Genomic DNA, 18194 nt, shown 5'->3' with positions numbered 1-18194 from the left:
CTAGGCCAGTACGCCAGCGGGAAACGGTCGCCTTCGATACTTGCGTCAAGTTAGCGATGTCCGTTCCTCGCAAGCCTCCAGCCTGCTCGATTTCCTCCAAGCTACGTGCGATAGAATTGGCAGTTGAGTTACTCATGGCCTCTGCCCACGTCTTTCATTTTCTTCAAGCCGCGATAGCCGCTGTACCGGGCGCGCTACAGGACCGAGATCGACCAGACGCTCAGACAATTCCGTCAGAGAATTAGATTGGCGACTCAATTGCTTATGATGATCCCCCATCCGTTTCATTAGTTTGTCCACATCCACAACTTTGGCTTTCGCAATCTCCGGATTGGGTATTAAGTTCTTGATTTGTTGCATACGCTCAACGGCCGGCTCGACTCGTCGCTCAACGAAATCCTTTGGCCTGTGCAAATTCGGCACGTTTGCCAAAGCTTCGAAATTGGTCACAGCCTCTTTGGAGGCGAGTATCTTAGGATCATTGGTGACGTCGCTTGGCGTTCGAACGCCCGGCAAGGCAACACTTGGAGACAAGAGACGCTTTGCGCTCTTAGCAGACAGCAATGTTTCGTACTCATTCAGCGTCAGAGACTTATTGATCAACGACAGATTTATTCTCGCTGCCCGCCCGCCCGGTTTATCCGGGTCGCGCTTCTTGGCAGGCTTGTCCCATGGGCGAGCATCAAAACGCTCGCATTCCGCGATACCATGAGCGAAGCCGGACGATGCGCCGAGTGCCATCACCGCCTCGCCAACGAGACCACCGAGGTAGTCGGTAATGATGGGCTTTCCGAGGTTGTGAAATTGGACAAGTGAAGAAATAAAGGCCACCAGAGGCTGAGCGGCAGAATCATTGCCAAAGCCAGAAGCACGAATCCACAGATTATCGAAAGGCAAATCAGATAGTGCCTGCATGATCTTCAGCCGCATCTCAGGATCATTCAGCATGAGATGCGGTAGGATCAATAAGTAATCTATCGCAATATGTTTGCCACCTTCATGGTCAAGCGCTCGGCGCAATTCAGAACAAGAGCCGCGATCAATGTCCAGCCAATCGAGCCCATTCTCTGGGTGAAGGAAGTGGCCGGGGGACAATACAGCATCGACATCATATTCAACGGCACAACGAGCAATCTGGCCAAAGATGTCGCCGGGATGGCCACGTAGAAAGCAAGGCGCGGTCACCAATTGGCCCCCGGCAACTTGCGACCATGGCGCATCTTTCGCGCTCCCACCATACTTGCTGAGCGCTGCCAATTCGGCGGCTTTGGTGTCGAGCACGATCTCTCTGCCGGCTTCCTTGAACTGCTTAATCTCACTCCTCAGAAACCGTAGGCGGGATGCGTCAATGACAACCCTTTTCGCGGCAAGGTGCCCTTCCGCGAAAAGGCTTGCCGTTCGCTTGTGCGACACCTCCCCAAGCCGGACAAACTGCGCGAGCGGCTCCACCGGCGGTGACTTCTGCGGAAAGTGAACGATGTCGGCGCTCATGGACGCTTGTTCCGTATCGGTTTCAGAGTTTAAATATATGAAACTGATACGGAACAGTCAAGGGGACATCCCTTTGTTGCGAACTTATCGTGCTTGGCTACGCAGTGCGTCGAGGGCGAACTACTCAGCCCTGTTCTGAAGCTCCTGCCAATCATGTTATGCCATCGCCACAACGAGCGGGACTGATTGGGAGGAACGTTGGCAGTGGTAAAATTCATAGAGGTTGCTCCCACGCCCGATGTATTGATGGGCGTAAAAGCTGTATGGGGTCGCTCAAGCGAGCCGGTTATGTGCTTTGGCTCCCATGGCAACGTAGCACTTAAAGACAGGGCTCACTTCTCTCTCGCCCGAACTACAGCGGAACGGTCGGTTGATCAGCCGTATTTCCTTACAATCGGGGGAGGCGATCAAGTCCCTGACGACCTGCGGGGCCGCGTATTGGAACTCGTCAGATCAACTGGTGTCTACGGCGAGACCACCGCGTTTGTGCGCGATGACGAGTTGAAGGCCCGTCTTGCCCAATGGCCAGTGGCGGTAATCATCTCCGAAGTATACTCAGTTGTGAGCGAGCCTCGTCTTGTCCAAGATCTCGGCCAGCCAGATCATCGTATTCTTACCAATGCCTTCGACCGCGTTAAGCGAGATGATGCCCAGATCCGTCTGCTATGGGAGGTCCTAAAGGACCGGGAGATTGAGAGGCGATGGGAGATACAGCTTCCATCTGGCTTCCGAGATCCGGGTCGCGTGCAGATGTTTGGCTCGATGTACCCACGCTTGGACAGCACCTCCAGCGAAGGCAAGAGAGTGTGGAAACTTCAGAGGGACATGGAACGGGACGCCGCCCTAGCTCGAGCGACCAAGGCAGCGAACCGCGCGAGAAATGGTGGCGTTATCATCTGCGAGGCGTGCGGCTACTCGGATTCGCTTAGCATGATGTTTGATGCCCATCATCGTAACCCCCTTTCCATCGGTCCCCGAGAGACCCGATTGGACGATCTGGCCGTGCTGTGCCCAACTTGTCATCGATGGTCTCATGCGAAGGCGGAGGACAAGTTGTCGCCTGTCCCTGTGCATGAAATTGCTGAGGCTATGAGGCTGGCAAGGGTCAACCCGATGGCTGCTGACGATTAACGCCTATCGATGTGAAGTTGACCGGCCCGCGACATCTGCATCCCTTGTGATCGTGCGGCAGGCGATGCCTAACTCAGGTAGAAGTGCATGTAGCGGGGTAGTCTCACCGCCAGCTAAGGCGCAATTCTGCACCTTAGCTGCTGAAAGATGGTGCCCAGAAGAGGACTCGAACCTCCACGCCTTGCGGCACACGGACCTGAACCGTGCGCGTCTACCAATTCCGCCATCTGGGCTGGTGCGGGCTCATGTAAGCGGGCAGACGATGGGTGTCAACGCGCTTTTTTGAAAGCCGCAATCCACTGCCGGCTCAGCTCTCCAGCACTTCCTTCGACGCCACCGTCGAATCGGCGTTGAGCTTGTAGATGATCGGCACGCCGGTGCCGAGTTCCAGCTTGACGATCTCCTCGCCCGATTTGCCGTCCAGCGCCATGATCAGCGCGCGCAGCGAATTGCCATGCGCCGCCACCAGCACGGTTTCGCCACGCAGCACATGCGGCTGCAGGTCGTGCAGATAATAGGGCCAGACGCGCGCGCCGGTGTCCTTCAGGCTTTCGCCGCCGGGCGGCGGCACGTCATAGGAGCGGCGCCAGACATGCACCTGCTCCTCGCCCCATTTCTTGCGCGCGTCGTCCTTGTTGAGGCCGGAGAGGTCGCCATAATCGCGTTCGTTCAGCGCCTGGTCGCGGATGGTCTCGAGCTCGCTCTGGCCGACCGCGTCGAGAATGTGCTGGCAGGTCTTCTGCGCCCGGATCAGCGCCGAGGTGAAGGCGATGTCGAATTTCAGGCCGCGTGCCCTAAGCTTCGCGCCGGCCTCCTTGGCCTCCTTGTGGCCCTGCTCGGTCAGGTCGACGTCGCGCCAGCCGGTGAACAGGTTCTTCAGGTTCCATTCGCTCTGGCCATGCCGCACGAGCACGAGAGTTCTCGACATTTCTGCTCCTTCGAGTTTGAGCAATTCCGGGAAAAGTGTGTAGCGATTTTCCGTCCGGAATTGCGTAAAGACAAATGGTTCTGGATTTCTCAGCCGAGCCCGAGCACGTCCCGCATCGAATAGAGGCCGGGCTTCTTGCCACGCGCCCAAAGTGCGGCCTTGACCGCGCCGCGGGCGAAGATCGCCCGGTCCTCGGCATGATGGGCAAGCGTGATGCGCTCGCCGGTGCCGGCCAGTATCACGGAATGATCGCCGACCACCGAGCCGCCACGCAGCGTGGCAAAGCCGATCGAGCCGGCTTTTCGCACGCCGGTGTGACCGTCGCGTGACCGGACATCGTTGCCGGCAAGTTGAATGCCGCGCCCGGCGGCCGCGGCTTCGCCGAGCAGCAGCGCCGTCCCCGACGGCGCGTCGACCTTGTGACGGTGGTGCATTTCCAGGATCTCGATGTCGAAATCGTCGGCGTCGAGCGCACGCGCCGCCTGCTCGACCAGCACCGCCAGAAGATTGACGCCAAGGCTCATATTGCCTGATTTGACGATCGTCGCGTGGCGCGCCGCCGCCGCGATCCTGGCATTGTCGTCATCCGAGCAGCCTGTCGTGCCGATGACATGGGCGATGCGTGCCTGCGCCGCGTAGCCGGCGAATTCGACTGTTGCCGCCGGCGTCGTGAAATCGAGCACGCCGTCGGCCTTGGCGAAGGCCGGCAGCGGATCGTCACCGATCGTCGCATTGATGATGCCGATGCCGGCAAGCTCGCCGGCATCCCTGCCGAGATAGGCCGAACCGGACCGCTCGACCGCGCCGGCGACGCGCGCGCCCGGGATCGTGTGGATGGCGCGGATCAGCGCCTGGCCCATGCGGCCGGCGGCACCCACCACCACCAGGCCCATATCGCTTGTGTCATTAGGAGACATGCCGCTCATAAGATTCTCCCGACCGCCTTCTTTGCGCGTCGCACCGGTGGTTGCGGCACCGGAGTTTGGATGGACTTGGCATTTTGGATAGACTTGGCGTCGTCGACAAGCCCCAGCCCCTTGTTGCCCTGTACCCGGTGGAAGCGGGCATAGACGCTGTGCGGGTCGGCCATCAGCGCGGCATGCGTGCCCTGTTCGACCAGCCGGCCCTCTTCCAGCACGATGATCTGGTCGGCATTGACCACGGTCGACAGCCGATGCGCGATCACGATGGTGGTGCGCCCTTCCATGACCTGGGTCAGTGCCTGCTGGACGCGTGCTTCCGCCTCATTGTCGAGTGCCGAGGTCGCCTCGTCGAGCAGCAGGATCGGTGCGTTGCGCACGATGGCGCGGGCGATCGACACGCGCTGGCGCTGGCCGCCCGACAGCGTCACGCCGTTTTCGCCGACCGGCGTGTCGTAGCCATCCGGCTGCTGGCGGATGAAATCGTCGGCCGCGGCCTGTTGCGCGGCGCGTTCGATCTCGGCGTCGGTGGCGCTCGGCCGGCCGTAGCGGATGTTGTCGCGGATGGTACCTTCGAACAGATAGGGCGCCTGCGAGACATAGGCGATGGAGCCGCGCAGCGACTGCTTGGTCACCCGCGAAATGTCCTCACCGTCGATCTCGATGCTGCCCTTGTCGACATCATGGAAGCGCTGCAGCAGCGCCACCAGCGTCGACTTGCCGGCGCCCGAAGCGCCGACGATCGCCGTCGTCTTGCCGGCGGCGGCAACGAAGCTCAAATCCTGGAGCACCGGCGTCTCCGCAACATAGCCGAACGACACATTGTTGAAGCGCACCTCGCCCTTGGTGAATTTCGCCGCGACCGCTCCCGGCGCGTCGCCCTGCTGCGGCTCGAGGTCGAGCAGCTCGTAGATCATGCGCGCATTGACCAGCGCCCGCTCCATGCCGACCTGCATGCGCGCCAGCCGCCGCGCCGGATCGTAGGCGAGCAGCAGCGCGGTGATGAAGGAGAAGACGGCGCCCGGCGGCTGCCCGAGCACGGTCGCCCGGTAGCCGGAATAGGCGATGACGCCGGCAACGGCGAAACCGGCCAGTATCTCGGAGATCGGCGTCAGCCGTTCCGAAACGCGGGCGATCTTGTTTGACCGTTGCTCCGCATCGTCGGCGAGCTTGCCGATACGGCGCGACAGCTCGTCCTCCATGGTGAAGGCCTTGACGATGGCGATGCCTTGCGTGGCTTCCTGCATGGCGCCGATCAGCCGCGCGTTGATCTGCACCGATTCACGCGTGATGCGCCGCACCCGCCGCATCAGATAGGTGACGGTATAGATCAGCGGCGGCCCGATCAGCAGGGAACTCAGGGATAGCACCGGATCCTGGTAGATCATGACGCAGATCAGCCCGATCAGCGTCACGCCGTCGCGGGCGATCGACGTCAGCGTCATCGACAAAAGGTCGCGGATGCCGTTGACGTTCTCGTTTATCTGCGCGGCCAGCCGGCCCGAGCGCGTGTCGTTGAAGAAACCGACGCCAAGCTTCATCAGATGGTCGAAGATGCGCTTCTGATAGCGCGCCACCAGATTGTTGCCGATCTTGGCCAGCGTCACCGCCTGGCCGTAGCCGGCCAGGCCGCGCAGGATGAAGGCGCCCAGAATCGCAGCGCAGATCCAGGCGATCAGATCGCCGCGCCGTTCGTAGAAGATCTGGTTGACCACCGGGCTCATGATCAAGGCGGTGACCGCTGTCGTTCCCGACACGGTCAGCAGGCAGACGATGGCGAAGACATACGACCCTCGGTAGTCGCGGCCGTTCTCGGTGAGGATACGGCGCACCACCGCCACGATCTCGCCGGGCTGGGCCTTCGCCTGGTGTTTGGGCGCTTGGTGTTTGGGCGATTGGTTCAAGTCGTTCCGCGCTGTCCGTTCGGCGTCGCCGCCGGTCTGATATCAGGCACTTCTCTTAGCGCCCCGGCGGCGGCTTGCCTATGGCCGAGCGCGGCGAAACTTCGTCGGGTCAGAGCATGATCCCAAAAAGTGGGAAGCGGTTTTTGAAAAGATCATGCTTAACAAAAGACTATACCCGCCAGCGCCGTCCCGCCGTCTGGACGCCGAACAGCGACGGGTTCCTGGCATAGGCGGCAAGGCCGGAAAGTGCCGCCAGCGGGTGGGTGATGACATAGACTGGCATTGTGCGCATCAGCTCGCTGTGCGGCGCCTTGTCCTCGAAAGCGGCGCGGAAATTGCCTTCCTTGAGCGCCGGCAGGATCTTCTGCGCGATGCCGCCGGTGAGAAAGACACCGCCGCGGCTCATGAACACCATCGCCAGGTCGCCGGCGGTGCGCCCCAGGCAGGTGACGAACATCTCGAGCGCTTCTTCCGACACCGGATCCGACTTCGCCAGTGCCGCGGCGGTGACCTCGGCCGGCTTGGTGAAAGGCGCCGGCTTGCCGTCGGCCTTGGCCACCGCCCGGTAGGCGTTGACGAGACCGCGTCCGGACAGGATCTGCTCGCCCGAGATGCGGCCATCCAGCTTCTCGATATGCGGAAACACCTCGAAATCGCGCGGCGTACGCGGCCCGATGTCCATGTGGCCGCCCTCGCCGGGCACCGGTATCCAATGGTTCAGCGCATAGACCAGGCCGGCGACGCCAAGCCCGGTTCCGGGACCGAGCACCACCCGTCCGGCATTGGGCTCCGGCGCATCGCCGCCGATCTTCTCCATATGCTCTTCGCCGAGCGCCACGACGGCCAGCGCCTGCGCCTCGAAATCATTGAGCACCACGACGTCGCCGATGCCGAGGTTGGCAAACATCTGCCTCGGCTTGACGATCCATGGGCAGTTGGTGAGCGGGATCTCGTCGCTGTCGACCGGGCCGGCCACCGCCAGCACGGCGGAGTTGGGCCGCACCGACGAGCGGTCGAGCACCGCCGCCTGGATCGCCTCGTCGATCGTGTTGAAACTGGCGGTCTGGACAATGGTCGGTTCGCCCGCCTCGGAATTCGCGTCGAGCACGATCGAGAAGCGCGCATTGGTGCCGCCGATATCGCCGATCAGGATCGGAAACCGCAACACGGTGTCGTCGTCGCCTGCCATGCTCTTGTCTGTCCCGCTTCCCGGCAGTCTGCCGCTGTCCTTCGTTGACTAGCGCATGACCTCGGAAAGGGAAAGCCGCTTCGGCGTTAGTTCCCCGGCCGCGGCCGCGGCAGGGGGATGCCGATCTCGGGCGTTGCCGCGAAAGCGCTCGCTGAAGCCGGGAGTGCGCCAGCTCCACTTGTAATTGCCGGTTCCGGAGCCGCCGCGACCGCGGGTTCAGCAGCAGCGGCCGCGATCGACCTGCCGTCGCCATGATAGGTCGCAGCTTCGGCCGAGGACGGAGCAGGCGCGTCGAGCACGGCCCGGCATTCCCGGGGCAGGCTAGCCATCGTCATCAGCTCGCGCGCCTTCGGCTTGTCGGGGTTCTTGGCAGGGCGCCACGGTTCGTCGGTGAACCACCAGGCCAGCGACTGGTCGCAGCCGTCGCCCCGCACCGTCGCCTCCTGCCGTTTGCAGTCTGGCGAGCCGGGCTGGCAGCCGATGCGGATGTGGAAATGATAGTCGTGCCCCCAGAACGGCCTGATCTTGCGCAGCCATGCGCGGTCGCCCTTCACCGTATCGCACAGCTTCTTCTTGATGCCGGGATTGACCAGGATGCGCTCGACCTCCGGATAGCTCGCCGCTCGCTTCAGCAGCAGCGCATGCTGCGGTTTCCACAGCGCCTCCTTCACCAGATGGGTCTTTTCGTCGACCAGCAAGGTGGCGCTCATCTTCTCGCGCTGGTTGGTCGAAAGCCTGTTGTCGGGCATCGGCGTCAGCCAGATGTCGGCGTCGAGGCCGATCTGGTGCGAGGCATGGCCGGTCAGCATCGGGCCGCCGCGCGGCTGCGAAATGTCGCCGACCAAAAGGCCTGGCCAGCCATCGGCGGCGGCGTCGCGCGACAGTTTCTCGATGAGCCCGATCATCACTGGATGGCCCCAGCGGCGGTTGCGTGAAGGCCGCATCACCTCCCAGTGCGGGCCGTCCATGGGGATGGCGACGCCGCCGGCAAAGCAGCCCTTGGAGTAGAAGCCGAAGGATTGGGGTGCCGCCACGGCCGGCAGCTTTTTGGCGCCGAACAGGTCTTTCGCCAATTCCTCGGCGCGTGCGGACTGCGCTGCAAGTGCCGTCACGACGGCGAACGCTGCCGCCATGAGCGGCGTCCATGAGCGTTGCAACATCTTCATGAGCCCCTCCGCGAATTCAAGTCGAATCATAGCACGCCGCGCGCCACGCTTCGATCACCTCATCGGGCTACGCGCTTCGCCGTCGCGCCAGTCGCCATCGGCCCACATCTGGTCGAAGGCGGCACGATAATCGGGAAAGCGGAAGCGATAGCCGGCTGCCTTGATAGCCATATTGGCGACGCGCTTGTTCTCGCCATAGAAAGACCGCGCCATGGGCGAAAGTTGGGCGGTCTCGAACGGAATTTCGGGCGGCGGTTCGATGCCCGTAAGGGAGGCCGCATAGGCGACGACGTCCTGCGGCGGCGCCGGCAAATCGTCGGTGACGTTGAAGACGCCGCCGGCGTTGCTTCCGGCGAGGTGCCAGAGCGCGCCGGCAATGTCGTCGCAATGGATGCGGTTGAACACCTGGCCCGGCTTGACCAGCCGCCGGGCAGTGCCGTTTTCCAGATTGACCAGCGCATTGCGGCCCGGCCCGTAAATGCCGGAAAGCCGCAGGATAGCGACCGGCCGGCCAATCTCCCGGCCCAGTTGCAGCCAGTCCCGTTCGGCGGCGACACGCATGATCGAGCGCTTCGACACCGGCCGGCATTCCGCCGTTTCGTCAACCCAGGCGCCGCCATAATCGCCATAGACGCCAACGGTCGAGAGATAGGCGATCCATTCGAGCGCCGGCATATCCGCCACGATCGTCCGGCGCATGGCATTCAGCACCGGGTCGCCGGCCTCGTCCGGCGCCACCGAGACGATGAGATGGGTCGTCTCTCTCAGCGCAGCGCTGATTCCAGGCGTCGGCGCGCCGTCAAACAGCAGCGGCTCGATGCCGGCCTGACGCAACGCTGTGAATTTATCCGTCGAACGGGTCGTGCCGAAGATCGTGCCGGCGCCCTCGCTGGCGCGGGCAAAGGCCTTGCCCGAATAGCCGGCGCCGAAAATGAAGAACTGCTTGCCGCTCATGCATGTGCCTCGATTGCCAGCGCCAGTCGCCATTCGTTCCGCACCGTTTCGTCGGCTTCCGTCTTTAAGCCGGCGACCGCGCATTTTGCCAATTCGCGATTCGGCACAAGCCGCGACAGCGCCCATACCGCCACACCGCGCACCAGCGGCGAGGCGTCGTCAAGCAAGGCGCGCACGGCGTTGCCGAGCGAGGAATCGCCGGAATTGCCGGCCGCGATCAGCACATTGCGGACAAAGCGGTCGCGGCCGATGCGCTTGATCGGCGAGCCGGTGAAGAAGGCGCGGAAGGCGGCATCGTCAAGGCTAAGCAGCTCGGCAAGCGGCGGCTCGCGCAGATCCGCGCGGGCGACGAGCTTCGCTTCCGAGGCGGCGCGGGCGAACTTGTTCCACGGGCAGGCGGCCAGGCAGTCGTCGCAGCCATAGATACGGTTGCCGATCCTTTCGCGGAATTCATGCGGGATCGGTCCCTTGTTCTCAATGGTGAGATAGGAAATGCAGCGCCGCGCATCGAGCCGGTAGGGCGCCGGAAAGGCGTCGGTCGGGCAGGCGTCGAGACAGGCGCGGCAGGAGCCGCAATGGTCCTCTTCCGCTGTATCCGGGGCAAGCGCGGCCGTGGTGAAGATGGTGCCGAGGAACAGCCAGGAACCGTGTTCGCGGCTGACCAGATTGGTATGCTTGCCTTGCCAGCCGAGGCCGGCGGCTTCGGCCAGCGGCTTTTCCATCACCGGGGCCGTATCGACGAACACTTTGACGTCACCGCCGGCACGCGCCACGATCTTGCCGGCGATCTCCTTCAGCCGGCCTTTCATCACCTCGTGATAGTCGCGGTTTTGCGCATAGACCGAGATCGCGCCGCAGTCGCGCCTGGCCAGCACCGCGCGTGGGTCGTGGTCGGGGCCGTAATTCATCGCCAGCACGACGATCGAGCGGACCTCGGGCCACAGCGCCGCCGGCTCGCCCCGGCGCTTGAGCGTCTCGGCGATCCAGTCCATCGAGCCGTGAAAACCGTCGGCGACGAATGCGGCCAACCGGGCCGGAGCCAGCGGGATGGCATCGGGCGTGGTCACGGCAACGGCATCGAAACCGGCGCGCTTCGCCTCGCGGTCGATCAGCGCGCGCAGGTTTTCATTCTTAGAAATCGAGGTCCGCATAATGCGACACCGGCGACAGGCCGCGCACCCTGTCGGACAGAAGCGGCCGGAACGATGGCCGCGATTTCACCCGCGTGTACCATTCGCGCGCGGCACTGTGCTCGCGCCAGTCGATCTCGCCGAGATAGTCGAGCACCGAAAGCGCCGCCGCCGCGGCGAGGTCGGCATAGGTCACCTTGTTGCCGGCCAGCCAGTGGCGGGTGCCGGCCAGCCAGTTGGTGTATTTCATGTGCTGGCGGATATTGGCGCGCGCGGCGCGGATCGCTCCCGAATCGGGCGAGCCGCCGCCCGCCGTCTCCGGCATGACCGGCTTCAGCACGCGTTCGCGCACCAGGTGCCTTGTCACCTCGCTCTCGGCCTTGCTGAGGTACCAGTCGGTCAGCCGGCGGATTTCGGCGCGCTCCATCGGGTCCTCGGCGAACAGCCGCTTGTCGCGCTTCAAGACGCCGCGCGTCTCGTCGAGATATTCGGCGATGACCATGGCGCCGACGATCGGCACGTCGCCTTCGGCCAGCAGGATCGGCAAGGTTCCGGCCGGATTCAGCGCCAAAAACTCCTTGCGCCGCGTCCACGGCTTTTCCTCGATCAGCGCCAGCTCCTCGCCATACTCGCCGAAAGCGAGGCGCACGAACCGGCAGGCGGCGAACATCGGGTGGTGAAAAAGCGTCAGCATGGTCCCGCGATAATAGAGCGCACTGGCAAATCGCCGGCTGCGCCGGTAAGTCTTGACCGCCCGATTCAGCGGGCTGTCAGGGTGCTGCGACCTATAGGGGGAGTTCCGCGCCGTGACAAGCAAGCCCTTTCGCAAGCCGTTCCTTCAAGCTCTCTCACCAACGCCGAGGTTGCCATGGAAAGCCAGACCATCGTCGAAGCGCTGCTGCTCGGCCTGCTGGAGGGGCTGACCGAGTTCATTCCTGTCTCCTCCACCGGCCATATCCTGCTTGCCGGCCATTTTCTTGGCTTTCACTCGACCGGCAAGGCCTTCGAGATCCTGATCCAGCTCGGCGCCATACTGGCGATCCTCAGCGTCTATTTCCGCCGCTTGTGGAAGATGCTGCTCGATTTGCCACACGACCGGCTGACGCGCCATTTCGTCCTTGGCATCCTCATCGCCTTCCTGCCGGCGGCCATCATCGGTGCGCTGGCGCATGATTTCATCAAGACGATCCTGTTCGAATCGCCGCGGCTGATCTGCGTCATGCTGATCATCGGCGGCGTGGTCCTGCTCCTGGTGGACCGCATGAAGCTCAAGCCGGTCTACCGCGACGTCGAGCGGTTTCCGACCAGGCTTTATCTGCAGATCGGCCTGTTCCAGTGCCTGTCGCTGATCCCCGGCACGTCGCGCTCCGGCTCGACGATCGTCGGAGCGCTGCTTTTGGGCGTCGACAAGCGGGCGGCGGCGGAATTCTCCTTCTTCCTCGCCATCCCGACCATGGTCGGCGCCTTCGCCTTCGACCTGTTCAAGAACCGCAACGTGCTGAGCAGCGCCGACCTGCCGATCATCGCCGTCGGCTTCATCGCGGCCTTCGTCACAGCGCTCATCGTCGTGCGCTTCCTGCTCGAATACGTCTCGCGCCACGGCTATTCGCTGTTCGGCTGGTGGCGGCTGGTCGTCGGCGGCGTGGGGCTGGTGGCGCTGATGATCTGGGGGTGAGGCACTCAATTGCGCCCATAAAACGCGTTCTCTACATGCACGGGCCAGCGCCAGGGCAGCACCGCCACCATGTCGAAGCGCATTGACAGCCTGCTATAGTCGGGCTGGCGCGACAGCCAGAGATCGGCCGCGCTTTCGATACGGCGCTCCGAATCGTAGCGAACAGCCTCCATCGCTTCCATCAGCGTGCGGCGCGCCTTGACCTCGACGAACAGCACAAGGTCGCCGCGCCGAGCGATCAGGTCGATCTCGCCGAACCGCGTGCGATGACGGCGGGCCAGGATGCGGTAGCCTTTCAGCATCAGCGCCGCCGACGCCAGCCATTCGCCGCGATGGCCGCGCCGATAGGCTTGTCGGCGGCTGGCGAGCGGGCGTTCAGCCATCGCCGTCCTTTCCGGGGACGTCCCCTTCCTTTTTGCTGTCCTTCAGTTCGAGCAGCCGCCGGTAAAGCGCCTGTTTCTGGCCGCCGGTCATCTTTGCCGCTTCGGCAGCTGCCTTGGAGGCCGGCATCTCGGCGGCAAGCGAAAGCAGCAGCCGGTCGATATCGGCCGGTTCGTCTGCCTTGGCCTCAGTGGGGCCGACGCAGATGACGATTTCACCCTTCGGCGTGTCGGCCGCCGCGTAGTGCTCGGCGAGCGACTGCAACGTCCCAGTCCGAATTTCCTCGAACGTCTTGGTCAGCTCGCGGCCGATCGCCGCTTGGCGTCCGCCGCCCAGCGCCTCGACCATGGCGAGAAGCGTCTCGGCCAGCCGACGCGGCGATTCGAAGAAAATCAGCGTCGCCGGCACGCTTTTCAGCGCTTCGAGCCGCGTCAGCCGCTGCCCCGATTTCACCGGCAAGAACCCGGCGAACAGGAAGGCGTCGGAAGGCAGGCCCGACGCCGTCAGCGCCGCAAGCGGCGCCGACGGGCCGGGGATCGGCACCACGCGGATGCCGCGGTCCAGCGCCTCACCGACCAGCCGGTAGCCGGGATCCGAGATCAGCGGCGTGCCGGCGTCGGAAATCAGCGCCACGCTCTGCCCGGCCTCGAGTGCCGCGATCAGTTTCGGCCCGGCCTCGCCGGCATTGTGCTCATGATAGGCCGTGGTGCGGCGGCGGATGCCGTAGCGGTCGAGGAGCACGCGGCTGACGCGGGTGTCCTCGCAGGCGACGATGTCGGCGGCGGCCAGCGTTTCCAGCGCCCGCAGCGTGATGTCGGCCAGATTGCCGATCGGCGTCGCCACCAGATAGAGCGCCGGCGCGAGCGGCCGGGCCGCCAGCTCGGTTTGCCCGATCACATAGCTGCGTTTGTCGCCGGTCACCGCTGCCCTCTAGCCGCTTGCATGCATCTGGGCCTGTTTGGCACGGCTGGCGCCCGGTTGCAAAAGCCACGCAGATGTCAAGGGCGCGCCATGCCTTCGCCACACTAGGGAACGAAACCGGTCTCGACGGATTTAATCCCTAGAGCGCCGCGCGTCCGTTGACGCGCAAAGGTCGCTCTAGAGCTTTTGATATCGCATCGTGCTTTCCGAAAATCGATTCCGATTTTCGGGCCGATGCGATCTCTCGGGAGGAGCAGGATGGACAGTCTGAAGATACAGGACGTTTTCGAGCCCTATTATGCCGGCCGCAAGCGCTTCGCCGCGCTGAAGGACAAGAGCGTGCCTGCCGAAGTCGCGAACGCTGCCGACAGCAGGGAAGCCGGCAAACGGCTTTTGCGCCGCCTCTTGGCTGACGCCAGGACCGAAACCGACAGCACGACGGAGCACTGACCGGACGATGCCCAATCGCTTCGATATCTTCATCACCCGTCTTGAAACGAAAAGCGCCCGGGAAGGCGTTCCATCACACCCGATAGGCGACCAGCACCGCGCCCGCCGCGATAAGAGCGACGCCAAGCCAGTTCGCGCCGGACAGTCGCTCGCCGAGAAAGATCGCGCCAAACACCGCCACAAGCACGACGCTTAGCTTGTCGATCGGCGCCACCTGCGCCGCATTGCCGAGTTTCAGCGCGCGAAAATAGCAGAGCCAGGAAGCGCCGGTAGCCAATCCGGACAGTCCGAGGAAAAGCCAGGTTTTCCCCGAGATTGTATCAGGCGATTGGAACTGGCCGCTGGCAGGTCGCCGACAACAGCGCCCATAACTGCCAGGAGGAAACGGTCAGGTTCATTGGCATGCCTCGCAAGTGGCGTTTCAACCCAGATATCGTGAAACCCGCGTCTCCAGAAGCGCAATTCTCGGGCTCGAAGATTGGGTACGGCATCCCCGACTTCGTCATCCTTGGGCAGAGCAGGAGCGGAGCGACGTCGCGAAGACCCGAGGATCCATGCCGTGACATGTGAGCACCGCTGCGGTGCAGAATGTGCAATACTTCGGGTGGAGAAGTCGCAACCCATGGCAAGACAAGCAGCAGGAAGAGCCCATCCTCGTTCTGGACCGTAGGACCTCTTCGCACACGTCACGGCATGGATCCTCGGGTCTGCGCTCCGCTTCGCGTCGCCCCGCCCAAGGATGACGAAAGGGGGCGCTGAGCCTCGGCGAGGAGCGTGGCCTGCTTGCCTAACGCGCCAGGTCCGCCACCACCGCGTCGAGCACGATCATGCCGGCCGGCGTGGCGCGCAGGCGGGAATTGCCGATCGGCGCCACCAGTCCTTCGCCCTGCAGCATAGACAGTCTTGCGCTCGACAGGCCGCGACCGGAAAACGCCTCGTAGCGACTGAGATCGATGCCCTCGGCCAGCCGCAACCCCATCAGCAGGAACTCGTCGGCCTCCTCCGAGCGCGTCAAGGTCTCGCCGCCGGTGACGCCATGGCCCTTGGCCTCGACCAGATTGGCCCAGGTCTCCGGCATTCTCTCTGCGATCGTCACGGTGCGGCGGCCGTTCTCGACGAAGCGGCCATGCGCGCCGGGACCGACGCCGACATATTCGCCATAGCGCCAATAGGTCAGGTTGTGCCGGCTTTCCGCGCCTGGCCTGGCGTGGTTGGAAATCTCGTAGGCCGGCAATCCGTGCGCTGAAGTGATCTCCTGCGTCAGTTGATAGAGGTCGGCGGCGTGGTCATTGTCGGGAATGGTGAATTTCTTCGCCGCATGCAGTGCGTGGAACGGCGTGCCTTCCTCGATGGTCAGCTGGTAGAGCGACAGATGGTCTGCGGCATGGCCGATCGCCTGCTCAAGCTCGGCCTGCCAGGCTTCAGGTGTCTGGCCGGGCCGCGCGTAGATCAGGTCGAAGGACAGCCGCGGGAATATTTCGCGCGCCAGCCCGATCGCATGCAGCGCTTCCTCGACATTGTGCAAGCGGCCAAGGAAGCGCAAATCCTTGTCGTTCAGCGCCTGCACGCCGAGCGACACCCGGTTGACGCCCGCCGCGCGGTAGCCGCGAAAGCGCTCGGCTTCGACGGATGAAGGGTTGGCTTCCAGCGTCACCTCTATGCCGTCGGGCACCGTCCAGTTCTTCGCCACCGCATCCAGCACCGTCGCCACGGTTTGCGGCTTCATCAGCGACGGCGTGCCGCCGCCGAGAAAGATGCTGGTCACCTCGCGCGGCCCGGTGCGGGCGCGCATCGTCGCGAGCTCGCTCTCGAAGGCGCGGGCGAAACGCTCCTGGTCGACCGGCTGGTGGCGCACATGGCTGTTGAAGTCGCAATAGGGGCACTTGGCCGCGCAGAACGGCCAGTGGACGTAGACGCCGAAGCCGGGGCTGCGGTCGAGCAGCATGGTCATGCCGAACCAAGTCGGGCTTGCGCGAATTTCTGGAAGGCGCGGGCGCGATGCGACAGCGCCTCCGGCTGGCCGGGCTTCCAGCCATGCTTTTCCGCGGCGCTCATCTCGCCGAAGGTCTTTTCGAACCCGTTCGGCAAGAACACCGGGTCGTAGCCGAAGCCAAGCTCGCCGCGCGGTGGCCACACCAGCGTGCCCTCGACCTCGCCCCGGAAATATTCGGCCGCACCATCGGGAAAGGCCAGGCAGATCACGGCGACGAAGCGGCCCTTGCGCTGTGCCGGGTCGACCGCGCCGACGTCCTGCAGCGCCACTTCGGTGCGCTGCATGGCCATGCCGAAGTCGCGCGAACCATCCGGGGTTTCGGCCCAATTGGCAGTGTAGACGCCGGGCGCGCCGTCAAGTGCGTCGACGCACAGGCCGGAATCGTCCGACAAGGCTGGCAGGCCGGTCGCCTGGGCGGCCGCAAACGCCTTGATATAGGCGTTGTCCTCGAAGGTGGTGCCGGTCTCGTCCGGTTCCGGCAGGTCAAATTCCTTTGCCGACTTCGCTTCGAAACCGAAGGGCGCCATCAGGTCGGCGAATTCGCGCAGCTTGCCTTCATTGTGGCTGGCGACGACGATTTTCTGTCCGTTCAGCGAATGCATCAGATGCCCCAGATTCTCGGTTCGGCGAATTCAATCGAATTGCCGGAGGGATCGCGAATATAGATCGAGCGGCCGCCTTGCGGCCATTCGAACTCGCTTTCGATGGCGATTTTTTTCGCCTCGAGATGGGCCTTCCAGCGGGCGATTTCGTCGGCGCTTGCGGCAAAGCACAGATGGCCTTCACCGACCGTGCCGTGCGGCGGCACTTTCAGCCTGGCGTCGGGCGCCGGCGGCACTTTCGTCGCCTCGGCATTGAAGATCAGCAGCACACCGGATCCGCAGCGAAAGAAGAGATGGCGGCCGTCGACCTTGCCGAGGAGATCGAGGCCGAGGACATCGCGATAGAAAGATTCGGCGGCGTTGAGATCGATGACATAGAGAGCGGATTCCAAGATTGCGGAGGGAGTCACGAGGCACCCCCCTCTGGCCTGCCGGCCATCTCCCCCTCAAGGGGGGAGATCAGCGGCTTCGAGGCTATCGCCCACTTTGCAACGTTGGAGATTGGCGAAAGCCGCGATGACACCCAATCTCCCCCCTTGAGGGGGAGATGGCCGGCAGGCCAGAGGGGGGTGTCCAGGCTCGGCATTGAAAGCCTACACCACGGCCATCTGCTGCAGGCTGACCAGGCGCTGGATGCCTTTCTTGGCCAGGCCCATCAGCGCCGCGAACTGCTCTTCCGAAAAAGGCTCGCCCTCGGCCGTGCCCTGGATCTCGACGATGCCGCCCTTGCCTGTCATGACGAAATTGGCGTCGGTGCCGGCCGAGGAATCCTCGATATAGTCGAGGTCGATGACCGGCTGGCCGTCATGGATGCCGCAGGAGATCGCCGCGACATGGTCCTTCAGCACCTTGGCGACGCTGGCCATCTGCCTTGCCTCCATCCAGCGCAGGCAGTCGTAAAGCGCCACCCAGCCGCCGGTGATCGAGGCGGTGCGCGTGCCGCCATCGGCCTGGATCACGTCGCAATCGACGGTGATCTGCTGCTCGCCCAACGCCTGCAGATCGACCACGGCGCGCAGCGAGCGGCCGATCAGCCGCTGGATTTCCAGCGTGCGCCCGCCCTGCTTGCCGGTGGAAGCCTCGCGGCGCATGCGCTCGCCGGTCGAACGCGGCAGCATGCCGTACTCGGCCGTAACCCAGCCCTTGCCGGAATTGCGCATCCAGCCTGGCACCTTCTCCTCGATGCTGGCCGTGCACAAAACATGCGTGTCGCCGAATTTCACCAGGCATGAGCCTTCCGCATGCTTGGAGACGCCGCGCTCGAAGGAGATCGCGCGCATTTCGTCGGGTTGGCGTTTGGAAGGGCGCATTCGGGCTTCTTTCTTGTTATTTCTGGAATCGTGGCCGGCTTGTAACCGC

The 18194-nt window shown here is 63.6% G+C and carries 18 protein-coding genes, 1 tRNA gene and 1 pseudogene; 3 read left to right on the top strand and 17 right to left on the bottom strand.

Annotated elements, in window-relative coordinates; translation table 11 throughout:
* Window positions 1-132: 132 nt before the first annotated feature.
* The gene (locus C9427_RS25550) at window positions 133-1491 is read right to left on the bottom strand and encodes a hypothetical protein (RefSeq protein WP_107651849.1); all 1359 of its coding nucleotides are present in this window, start codon (window positions 1489-1491) and stop codon (window positions 133-135) included.
* A gap of 204 nt (window positions 1492-1695) precedes the next feature.
* On the opposite strand from C9427_RS25550, the gene C9427_RS25545 reads away from it, so the two are divergent.
* On the top strand, window positions 1696-2622 hold the full coding sequence (locus C9427_RS25545; protein ID WP_245437179.1) for an HNH endonuclease signature motif containing protein: 927 nt from the start codon (window positions 1696-1698) through the stop codon (window positions 2620-2622).
* A 148-nt stretch (window positions 2623-2770) separates the two neighbouring features.
* Here C9427_RS25545 and C9427_RS25540 read toward each other — a convergent pair.
* From C9427_RS25540 to C9427_RS25500, 9 genes are all read right to left on the bottom strand, one after another.
* Window positions 2771-2855 (bottom strand) — tRNA-Leu (locus C9427_RS25540).
* Between the two features lie 74 nt (window positions 2856-2929).
* Entirely contained in the window at window positions 2930-3550 is a 621-nt protein-coding gene (locus C9427_RS25535; RefSeq protein ID WP_107651847.1) for a 2,3-bisphosphoglycerate-dependent phosphoglycerate mutase, read from the bottom strand.
* 89 nt (window positions 3551-3639) lie between these two features.
* On the bottom strand, window positions 3640-4476 hold the full coding sequence (dapB, locus tag C9427_RS25530; protein WP_107651846.1) for a 4-hydroxy-tetrahydrodipicolinate reductase: 837 nt from the start codon (window positions 4474-4476) through the stop codon (window positions 3640-3642).
* Window positions 4473-6374: an ABC transporter ATP-binding protein gene (locus tag C9427_RS25525; protein ID WP_107651845.1), complete on the bottom strand. Its 1902-nt coding sequence runs from the start codon at window positions 6372-6374 to the stop codon at window positions 4473-4475. Before C9427_RS25525 ends, dapB begins: the two co-directional genes overlap by 4 nt.
* Window positions 6375-6543: 169 nt before the next feature.
* Window positions 6544-7563: a glucokinase gene (locus tag C9427_RS25520; RefSeq protein ID WP_107651844.1), complete on the bottom strand. Its 1020-nt coding sequence runs from the start codon at window positions 7561-7563 to the stop codon at window positions 6544-6546.
* An 86-nt stretch (window positions 7564-7649) separates the two neighbouring features.
* Window positions 7650-8723: a penicillin-insensitive murein endopeptidase gene (gene mepA / locus C9427_RS25515; protein WP_342587264.1), complete on the bottom strand. Its 1074-nt coding sequence runs from the start codon at window positions 8721-8723 to the stop codon at window positions 7650-7652.
* Window positions 8724-8783: 60 nt separating this feature from the next.
* The gene (locus C9427_RS25510) at window positions 8784-9683 is read right to left on the bottom strand and encodes an SDR family oxidoreductase (RefSeq protein ID WP_107651842.1); all 900 of its coding nucleotides are present in this window, start codon (window positions 9681-9683) and stop codon (window positions 8784-8786) included.
* Window positions 9680-10834, bottom strand: a complete 1155-nt coding sequence (gene queG, locus C9427_RS25505; protein WP_107651841.1) for a tRNA epoxyqueuosine(34) reductase QueG — start codon at window positions 10832-10834, stop codon at window positions 9680-9682. The genes C9427_RS25510 and queG overlap by 4 nt, the downstream gene beginning before the upstream one ends.
* The gene (locus C9427_RS25500; protein WP_107651840.1) at window positions 10815-11507 is read right to left on the bottom strand and encodes a glutathione S-transferase family protein; all 693 of its coding nucleotides are present in this window, start codon (window positions 11505-11507) and stop codon (window positions 10815-10817) included. Before C9427_RS25500 ends, queG begins: the two co-directional genes overlap by 20 nt.
* A gap of 174 nt (window positions 11508-11681) precedes the next feature.
* On the opposite strand from C9427_RS25500, the gene C9427_RS25495 reads away from it, so the two are divergent.
* Entirely contained in the window at window positions 11682-12488 is an 807-nt protein-coding gene (locus tag C9427_RS25495) for an undecaprenyl-diphosphate phosphatase (RefSeq protein ID WP_107651839.1), read from the top strand.
* A gap of 5 nt (window positions 12489-12493) precedes the next feature.
* Here the strand turns inward: C9427_RS25495 and C9427_RS25490 are convergent, their stop codons facing one another.
* On the bottom strand, window positions 12494-12871 hold the full coding sequence (locus tag C9427_RS25490) for a YraN family protein (protein ID WP_107651838.1): 378 nt from the start codon (window positions 12869-12871) through the stop codon (window positions 12494-12496).
* Entirely contained in the window at window positions 12864-13790 is a 927-nt protein-coding gene (gene rsmI / locus C9427_RS25485; RefSeq protein ID WP_107651837.1) for a 16S rRNA (cytidine(1402)-2'-O)-methyltransferase, read from the bottom strand. The genes C9427_RS25490 and rsmI overlap by 8 nt, the downstream gene beginning before the upstream one ends.
* Before the next feature lie 258 nt (window positions 13791-14048).
* Here rsmI and C9427_RS25480 point away from each other — a divergent pair, with 258 nt between their 5' ends.
* The gene (locus C9427_RS25480) at window positions 14049-14240 is read left to right on the top strand and encodes a hypothetical protein (protein WP_107651836.1); all 192 of its coding nucleotides are present in this window, start codon (window positions 14049-14051) and stop codon (window positions 14238-14240) included.
* A gap of 73 nt (window positions 14241-14313) precedes the next feature.
* Here the strand turns inward: C9427_RS25480 and C9427_RS34920 are convergent.
* From C9427_RS34920 to rph, 5 genes and pseudogenes are all read right to left on the bottom strand, one after another.
* Window positions 14314-14583 (bottom strand): annotated as a pseudogene (locus tag C9427_RS34920) (EamA family transporter); the annotation flags it as partial.
* Window positions 14584-15027: 444 nt separating this feature from the next.
* Window positions 15028-16191 (bottom strand): radical SAM family heme chaperone HemW, encoded by a 1164-nt coding sequence (gene hemW / locus C9427_RS25470; RefSeq protein WP_107651835.1) that lies wholly within the window; start codon window positions 16189-16191, stop codon window positions 15028-15030.
* Window positions 16188-16835 (bottom strand): RdgB/HAM1 family non-canonical purine NTP pyrophosphatase, encoded by a 648-nt coding sequence (gene rdgB / locus C9427_RS25465; RefSeq protein WP_107651834.1) that lies wholly within the window; start codon window positions 16833-16835, stop codon window positions 16188-16190. Before rdgB ends, hemW begins: the two co-directional genes overlap by 4 nt.
* Window positions 16835-17245 carry a VOC family protein gene (locus tag C9427_RS25460; RefSeq protein WP_107651833.1) on the bottom strand — a complete coding sequence of 137 codons (411 nt, stop codon included), beginning with the start codon at window positions 17243-17245 and terminating at the stop codon, window positions 16835-16837. Before C9427_RS25460 ends, rdgB begins: the two co-directional genes overlap by 1 nt.
* Before the next feature lie 183 nt (window positions 17246-17428).
* A complete protein-coding gene (rph, locus tag C9427_RS25450; protein ID WP_107651831.1) occupies window positions 17429-18145 on the bottom strand; it encodes a ribonuclease PH in 717 nt (238 codons plus the stop codon).
* Between the last annotated feature and the right edge of the window lie 49 nt (window positions 18146-18194).

This window comes from Mesorhizobium helmanticense (genome assembly GCF_003034915.1).
In the GTDB taxonomy this organism is placed as follows: Bacteria; Pseudomonadota; Alphaproteobacteria; order Rhizobiales; family Rhizobiaceae; genus Mesorhizobium; species Mesorhizobium helmanticense.
The sequence above is the reverse complement of the archived record's forward strand: the minus strand, read 5'-3'. Positions and strand labels throughout refer to the sequence as shown.